General features: G+C 70.6%; 7 protein-coding genes and 1 tRNA gene. 1 reads left to right on the plus strand and 7 read right to left on the minus strand.

The window, feature by feature from the left end; translation table 11 throughout:
• The 4 genes from VGD93_RS11525 to VGD93_RS11540 form a co-directional block, all read right to left on the minus strand.
• Positions 1-454: hypothetical protein (locus VGD93_RS11525; protein ID WP_395012170.1), on the minus strand; the 454-nt coding region annotated here is incomplete at its 3' end.
• A 169-nt stretch (positions 455-623) separates the two neighbouring features.
• Positions 624-1,097, minus strand: coding sequence for a YaiI/YqxD family protein (locus VGD93_RS11530; protein ID WP_395012172.1), 474 nt, complete (start codon positions 1,095-1,097; stop codon positions 624-626).
• A gap of 162 nt (positions 1,098-1,259) precedes the next feature.
• Positions 1,260-2,645 (minus strand): OmpA family protein, encoded by a 1,386-nt coding sequence (locus VGD93_RS11535; protein WP_395012173.1) that lies wholly within the window; start codon positions 2,643-2,645, stop codon positions 1,260-1,262.
• A gap of 302 nt (positions 2,646-2,947) precedes the next feature.
• Positions 2,948-3,023: transfer RNA gene (locus VGD93_RS11540), tRNA-Thr, on the minus strand.
• Positions 3,024-3,128: 105 nt separating this feature from the next.
• Here VGD93_RS11540 and VGD93_RS11545 point away from each other — a divergent pair.
• Complete coding sequence (locus tag VGD93_RS11545) at positions 3,129-3,905, plus strand: NAD kinase (RefSeq protein ID WP_395012175.1); 777 nt, start codon at positions 3,129-3,131, stop codon at positions 3,903-3,905.
• Here the strand turns inward: VGD93_RS11545 and VGD93_RS11550 are convergent.
• The 3 genes from VGD93_RS11550 to VGD93_RS11560 all read right to left on the minus strand — a co-directional run bounded on the left by VGD93_RS11550 (position 3,902) and on the right by VGD93_RS11560 (position 6,659).
• A complete protein-coding gene (locus tag VGD93_RS11550) occupies positions 3,902-5,107 on the minus strand; it encodes a DUF2336 domain-containing protein (protein ID WP_395012177.1) in 1,206 nt (401 codons plus the stop codon). The two genes, VGD93_RS11545 and VGD93_RS11550, sit on opposite strands and share 4 nt — an antisense overlap.
• A gap of 92 nt (positions 5,108-5,199) precedes the next feature.
• On the minus strand, positions 5,200-5,907 hold the full coding sequence (locus VGD93_RS11555) for a hypothetical protein (RefSeq protein ID WP_395012179.1): 708 nt from the start codon (positions 5,905-5,907) through the stop codon (positions 5,200-5,202).
• Between the two features lie 173 nt (positions 5,908-6,080).
• Entirely contained in the window at positions 6,081-6,659 is a 579-nt protein-coding gene (locus VGD93_RS11560; protein ID WP_395012181.1) for a nitroreductase family protein, read from the minus strand.
• Between the last annotated feature and the right edge of the window lie 186 nt (positions 6,660-6,845).

The following is a 6,845-nucleotide window of genomic DNA, read 5'->3' on the forward strand; positions in this document are numbered from 1 at the left end:
TAGCGGCCGGCGCGGGGCTCGATGCCGCAACGGCAGCCTGGGCGTCGGCCGCGCCCTTTGTCTGCGCGGCAGCGGCGGCGGCCTCCTCGGCGGCCTTGGCATCGGCGGCAGCCTTCTCGGCCGCAGCAGCTTCCTCCGCGGCCTTGGCGGCAGCGGCAGCTTCCTCGGCAGCCTTTGCTGCAGCGGCGGCCTCTTCGGCGGCCTTCGCCTCGGCCGCGGCTTTTTCGGCGGCGGCGGCTTCCTCGGCGGCCTTGGCGGCAGCTGCTGCCTCCTCCGCCGCCTTGGCCTCGGCCGCGGCCTTCTCGGCGGCAGCGGCTTCCTCGGCGGCCTTCGCGGCGGCGGCGGCCTCCTCGGCCGCCTTCTGCTCAGCGGCCGCGTCGTCCGCGGCCGGGGCCGCTGCGTCGGTGGCCGGGGCCGGCGGGGTGTTGTTGGTGTCGCAGGCCGCGAGCGACAAGCCCAAGGCCAGCGCTAGGGGCAAACCCCAAAGAGTTGTAACTTTCATGACAGGTGTCCTCTCCATCGGACGCGGGCTTCGAGCTTGGAATCGGGCCGCTGGCCCGGCTTTACCGCAGCAACGAAGCCCCGTGCAACAGACGCCGCACGGGGTCCGCTCGGTTTTCGCCTTATTCCGCGCCGAGATGGGCGCGGCGTCGCGCACGGTTCACCATCTCGTCGAGCGCGGACAGGAACTGCGAGCGGTCACGGGCCGAAAATTCGGGATTGAGGCCCCTGCTCTCCCCGGTTTCCCGCAGGTGCTGCTTGAGGTCGCGCATCGCCAGCGCCATGCCGATGGAGTCCTTGGTGAAGCGCCTGCCGGTAGGCGCCAGTACGTGTGCCCCGGCCTGCAACACGCGGCTGGCAAGCGGAATGTCGGCGGTAACGACGATGTCGTTGGCGGCGACTTCTTCCACGATCCAGTCGTCCGCCGCATCCGGGCCCTGCGGCACGTAGACATAGCGGATCATCGGGTCGCGTGTCGGCCGAACCCCTTTGTTGGCAACGAAGGTGATCGTCAGCCTGTGGCGCATGGCGACGCGCAATGCCTCATCCTTCACCGGGCACGCATCGGCGTCGACATAGATCATCGGGTCGGCCATCACACAGTCCATACGCTGGGCCAGGGGCGCGCCCGATGCGGGCTTTCCAGCCCCCTGTCCCCTTCGCCAAGTCCCTGCCGGCGCCAACCTATGGGTGAGCCCGGGTGAAGACAATGCCCCGCCGTGGCGACAAACGGCCGCCCCGCGGCGGCGGCCTGCCCGTCAGTAGCCGTAGACCAGTACCGTCCGGTTCTCCCTCAGCTGGATGCCGTCGTCGGTATCAACCGGCGGGCCGTATTCGCCGAGGCCATCGATGGACACGATCATCTCGGGGCGGATGCCGTGGCGCAGCAGGGCCTGCCGGACCGCCGCCGACCGCCGCTGCGACAACGCCTGGTTGGCTGCGGGCGAGCCGATGCTGTCGGTGAAGCCGACGATGGTGATCTGGCCGATCTGGCCCTGCAGCCCGTCCATGGTCGCCAGCACGGCCGCCAGGTCGGCGTCCGATACCTCGGCGCTGGCGGGTTCGAAATAGAGTTGCCCGAGCAGTCGTGGCGGCTCGCGCTCTGCCGCGGCCGCCGGCCGCTGGCGGAGTTCCTCGACCAGAGCGGTGAGCCGCTCGATCGCCGCCGGGTCGGGCTGCCGGCGCTGCAGCGCCTCGATTTGGCGCGACAAGGCGTCCACGTCGCCGACCAGGGCGGTAACCGCGGCTGCCTGCGGCCACTGGCCCACGCGCTCCTCGATGCTGGCGACCTTGGCCGAAAGCGTGTCGAGCACGGCGGGTTCGGGCTGCGAGCGGGCCAGGCCGGCGACGAGGTCCGATACCGTGGCAACGTCGCTCTGCAGGCGGTCCACGCGAGCGGCATCCGGCAGCGTGCCGATGCGCTGCTCCACGGCGTCCAGCCTGGCCAGCAACGGTGTCTCCGGCGCGCCCGCGGGGAGCGCTCCGGCCCCGTTCTCAGCGACATCGCCGGCCCTCGTCATGCCGTCGCCGAGGCGCCGTTCGAGGGCCTCGATGCGGCCCTGCAGGTCGCGCACCAGCCCCGGTATCGGGTCGGCCGCGGCCGGTTCCGCCCGCAGCGCGGCGACCCCAGCGGAGGCCGCGGCGACGTCGTCCCGCAGGCCGAGAAGCGCCGCCGATGCGGCCTCGACCTGCTGGCGCAGCTCGGCGACCTGCGCCGCCTGCGGGACTTCGTCGAAGCGCCGGGCGAGCGCCTGGACGCGGGCGTCGACCGCCGCGAGGGCGTCCTTGCCGGCCCCCGCGCGCTGCAGGTCGGCCAGCGCCGCTGCAAGCGCCTCGAGTTCCCGGCGCGAGGGCGTGTCGGCCTCACCGTCCGCGGCCTGTTCGTAGCGGGTGCGCAGGACGGCTAGCTCGCCGCCGAGCGCCTCGAGGTCCTGCCGGTTCACCTCCGGCGCGCGCGCTTCGACCGATGCGAGGCGCGCCTCGATGGCATTGATGGTCGCCTCCGCGCCGGAGAGCTGCTCGTCGAACCCCTGCCGCGCAGTGTCGATCATGGCCGCGGCCACCAGCATGGCCGGAACCATCCCGATCGCCGCCGCCACCGCTGCAGGCAGCAGCACCGAGGTCAATTTCGAACCGGACGCCATCTCACCCCTCCCAGGATTTCGTACGGCCGCGCCGCCTCGCGGACAGGAACCGGAAGCGTGGCACTGCTGCGGCCGTTCGTCCAGCCCGGCCGCAACCGCAGCCTCTCCGCCGCGCCGTCCGGCCCGGCACGTGACGCGCGTTCGAGATGTCGTGCGCCATCGGGATCGGCAGGTCTGTGCGTCGTGCGCGAGCGCCCTCGCCCCCGACACTGGCCCGGCCCGGTTAAGACCGGGCACCTCAGGCACCGCACATTCGCATAAAACTGCAGGCCACGCGCCGCGCCGGGCGGGGCAGAAAAAGCTGGTGCCGGCAGCAGGATTTGAACCCGCGACCCCCTGATTACAAATCAGGTGCTCTACCAACTGAGCTATACCGGCCCGGTGCGCTTGCTACCATTGCCGCCGGTACGGGTGCAAGCGCCCCGCGGCTTGGCCCGGCGCCATCCACGTGCTAGGCAGGCGCTCGCCCGGGGGAGTGCGCGCTTGAAGCAGTTTTCGACCGATCGGATCAGCTTCGTCTCGAGCGGGACGCCGGAAGCGGATGCGGCCGCCGCAGCGTTGCGCAGCCGCTATGGCGAAGTCGGTTTCGACAATGCCGAAGTGGTCGTGGGGCTTGGCGGCGACGGGCTGATGCTGCAGACGCTGCACCGCGTCATGGACCGCAACGTCCCCGTCTACGGCATGAATTTCGGCACCGTCGGGTTCCTCATGAACGAATACGCCGCCGACCGGCTGGTCGAGCGGCTCAGGGCGGCCAAGGCCACCGACATCCATCCGCTGACCATGGCCGTGCGCAACACGGCGGGCGAGCGGCACGAGGCCCTGGCGCTCAACGAAGTGTCGCTGTTCCGGGCGTCCTATCAGGCGATCAAGCTCGAGATCAGCGTCGACGGCCAGCCGCGGCTCGACGAACTCATCTGCGACGGCGTGCTGGTCGCCACCCCGGCCGGCTCGACCGCCTACAACCTGTCCGCGCACGGCCCGATCCTGCCGATCGACGCGCCGCTGCTGGCGCTGACCCCCATTTCCCCGTTCCGGCCGCGGCGCTGGCGCGGCGCCATCCTCAACAACCGGGCGGTGGTGACGTTTCGCGCCCGGGAGGTCGACAAGCGGCCGGTGAGCGCCGTGGCCGACAATGTCGAGTTCCACAACGTCGTCGAGGTCGTGGTCCGTGAGGGCCGCGAGCACCGGGCGACGCTGCTCTTCGATCCCGGCACCAGCCTCGAAGAGCGGGTGCTGACCGAACAGTTCCGCTACTAGGCGGCCGGCAGCGCCAGCGGCCCGCCGTCCGTCAGGTCCGGCATCCCGTCCCTCGCCGTCCCCTCCTCGGCAAAGGCCGCCATCACGCCGCGCGCCGCCTCGCGGGCGAGCATCACATTCTGTTCCGAGAGATAGGCGAAGGCCTCCTCGAGTTCGGGCGGGATCTCGGCATCGTGCTCGACGATGAGTTCCTCGAGCAGCACGGTCACGACGAAATGGCGCGCCGCCACATCGTCGGCCAAATCGGCGGAGCGGGCGAGCAAGACCAGGCGCGAGATCAGGTTGCGCACGGCCTCGCCAAGGCCGCAGCGCACCAGCAAGGCGTTGAGGGCGGCGCGGCTGCCGGTTTCGAGCAGCGCGAAGACCTTGGCGCGCGGCGCCTGGGACAATTGCGCCAGGCAATCGGCAAAGAACAGCACGTGACCGCTGACGATGGCGTGCAGCAGGACGCGGGCAGACAGGCGGTCGCCGGCGATCAGCGCGGCGGCATAGTCCTGCCCGTCGCGATGGGCGACGCCCTCGCCGATCGCCGTCAGGGCCGTGTCGCCGGCGTGGCGCAGCAGCCGCTCCAGCCGTGCCGGCGCTACCGCCCCCTTCACGATGCGGGCCTCGCGCAGGGCGGCAGCGGCCGCCTCGACCAGGTGGAGCCGGACGCCCGCCGGCAGGTCGGACCGCCCCAGCAGAGCCCCGCGAATCCGGGCGTCGGCGGCGCCCTCCGCTGCGAGACGCACGAGATCGTCGACGGCCACCGGCACGTCGCGCCGCTGCAGCAGCGGCAGCGTCACGGCCCGCACGCTGCGGCCGATGATCGCTCCGGCGACGCGGGCGCTCAACCGCTCGCGCATGGCCACGGCGGCGAGCATGGCCGGATCGGCCCCACGGACGAAACCGACGAGGTCGGCGTCGATCAGCGCCGGGGAATACTGCACCACCGCCCGGGAAATCACCGGGCTGTCGCGCAGCAGGGCCAGCATGACCGGGCGCGGCGCTTCGGCGGCATGCAGCAGGCCGTAGGCCAGTGCTGCGCGCACCTTCACCGAGGGGTCGTCGAGAAAGCCGATCAGCGCCGCGTAGAGAGCTGCGTGCTCGTCGGCCGGCCCGCTATGCCCGAGATAGGCCTTCGCGGCCAGGTGCGCCGCCCGGCCCCGGTCTTCGCTGCTGCCTGAGCGGCACAGGGCAACGAAATCCTGGTACGCGACCATGAAGAGTCTCCGAGCCCCACCCAATGGTTCGCTTGTAGGCGCCAAGCCTTAAGGAACGGTTCACCCTGTTCCTAGAGCCGCGGTTAACCCTGTTATTTGGCGTAGAGCTGGGTGAAGAAGGCACTGGCGGCGGCATCGTCCGCCGGCGTGAGCAGCGCCCGGGGCGCCGTCTCGGCTTCCGTCGAGAACAGGGAGGTGAACGACATTTCGTCCGGCGAGAAGCGCGACGGCAGGGCCTGCTGAGCCGGCCATTTCGGGGCCGGGTCGGCAGCGATCTGCTGTGCCGCGAACCCGGAACTGGCAGCACCCGACCCTTCATGCTGCGCCACAAGTACCTGATAGACCTGCCGGATCGTGCGCGGCCGCCCGTCCTCGAAGAAAATGGCGCGGTTTGCCTTCGCCTGCCGCGGGAACAGGTCCGCCGCGATCCGGTCGGGGTCGGCCAGGCCGGCCTCGAACAGCTGTGCCGCCCCCTCGGCGCCGAGGAAATGGGCGATGTAGAGTTCGCCCGGGCTGGGCATGCGGCCGAAGCGCTCGAGCAGCCGGGCGCCATTGCTGCGGGTGAAGGCGGCGGCGAGGTCCGCGGCCACCTGCGGGTCCTCGCGCAGCTTGAGAATTTCCTCCCGCAACGCCTTGTCCCTTATCGTCAACTCGCCGCCGGGAGTTTCGACGATGGCGTCGGCATAGCGGCCGTAGCCGAGCCGCGGCCCCTCCGACTTCATGACCTGCAGCCAGGTGGCATCGAGGAACTGGAACAGCCCCGTAGCCGACGACGTGGCGGCCTTGGCCTTTGGATTCAAACTGCTTTCACGGATGGCGGTGTGCAGCAGGTAGCCAAAATCGACGTCGCTCCGGGACCCGGCCGTGTCAAGGACACGGGCCAGGCCCGGCGGCACCGAAATCGGCCTTACCCCCATCGATTCCACCCTTTCGCCACGCCGATTAACGACATCCGAACAAGGTTAACGAAGTGCTAACCTTGCCAATGCGTAACGACGTCGGCGAGCGCCGGACGTTCGCGATCCTCGGGAACGGTGGCGGGAGTGCCGATATGCACGAAGCCGACGAAGCGCTCCCCGCCCCGCGCGCCCAGCATGGTCTGCGCCTCGGGGTCGAAGCCGTACCAGCGATTGGTCCAGCTCGCCGCGTAGCCGAGGGCGAAGGCGGCGTGGGACAGGTTGAAGCACACATTGCCGGCCGACAGCAGCTGCTCCATCTCGGGGGCCTTGGGGCTCGGCCGCGGCGACGAGATGACGCCGATCGTCACTGGCGCCGGCAGGAACTGCCGCCGCTCGACGTCGAGCGAGGCCTCGTCGAGGGCCGGGTTGCGCCGCCGCGCGATTTCCGCGAGGCGCTCGCCGGCGGCGGCACGGGCCGCACCGGCAATGACGACGAGGCGCCACGGCACCAGCTTGCCATGGTCGGGCACCCGGGTGCCGATGGTGAGGATCTCGTCCAGCTCCTCGGGGCTCGGCCCCGGCTCGCGGAGGAAGGCGATGCCCACCGAGCGGCGGGTCTTCAGGTAATCGCGAAGTGCGGCGTTGACGGTCATGCTTGGGTCCTTGCGGGTACGACGTCCTTATGACACAGCTTTTCCCCATTCCAAGGGTAGGGACCAAAACGTGTCGTGCGGGTGAGCTGCGTAGTGAGGGCGCCAAGGGGAACCGGAATGGGTTTGCGGGCCTGGATGCGCGTTCTGGCCTGCGTCGCGGCGCTCGCCACCGGCGCGCCCGCCTTC

Origin of the sequence: Devosia sp. (assembly GCF_036406155.1) — a bacterium.
In the GTDB taxonomy this organism is placed as follows: domain Bacteria; phylum Pseudomonadota; class Alphaproteobacteria; order Rhizobiales; family Devosiaceae; genus Devosia_A.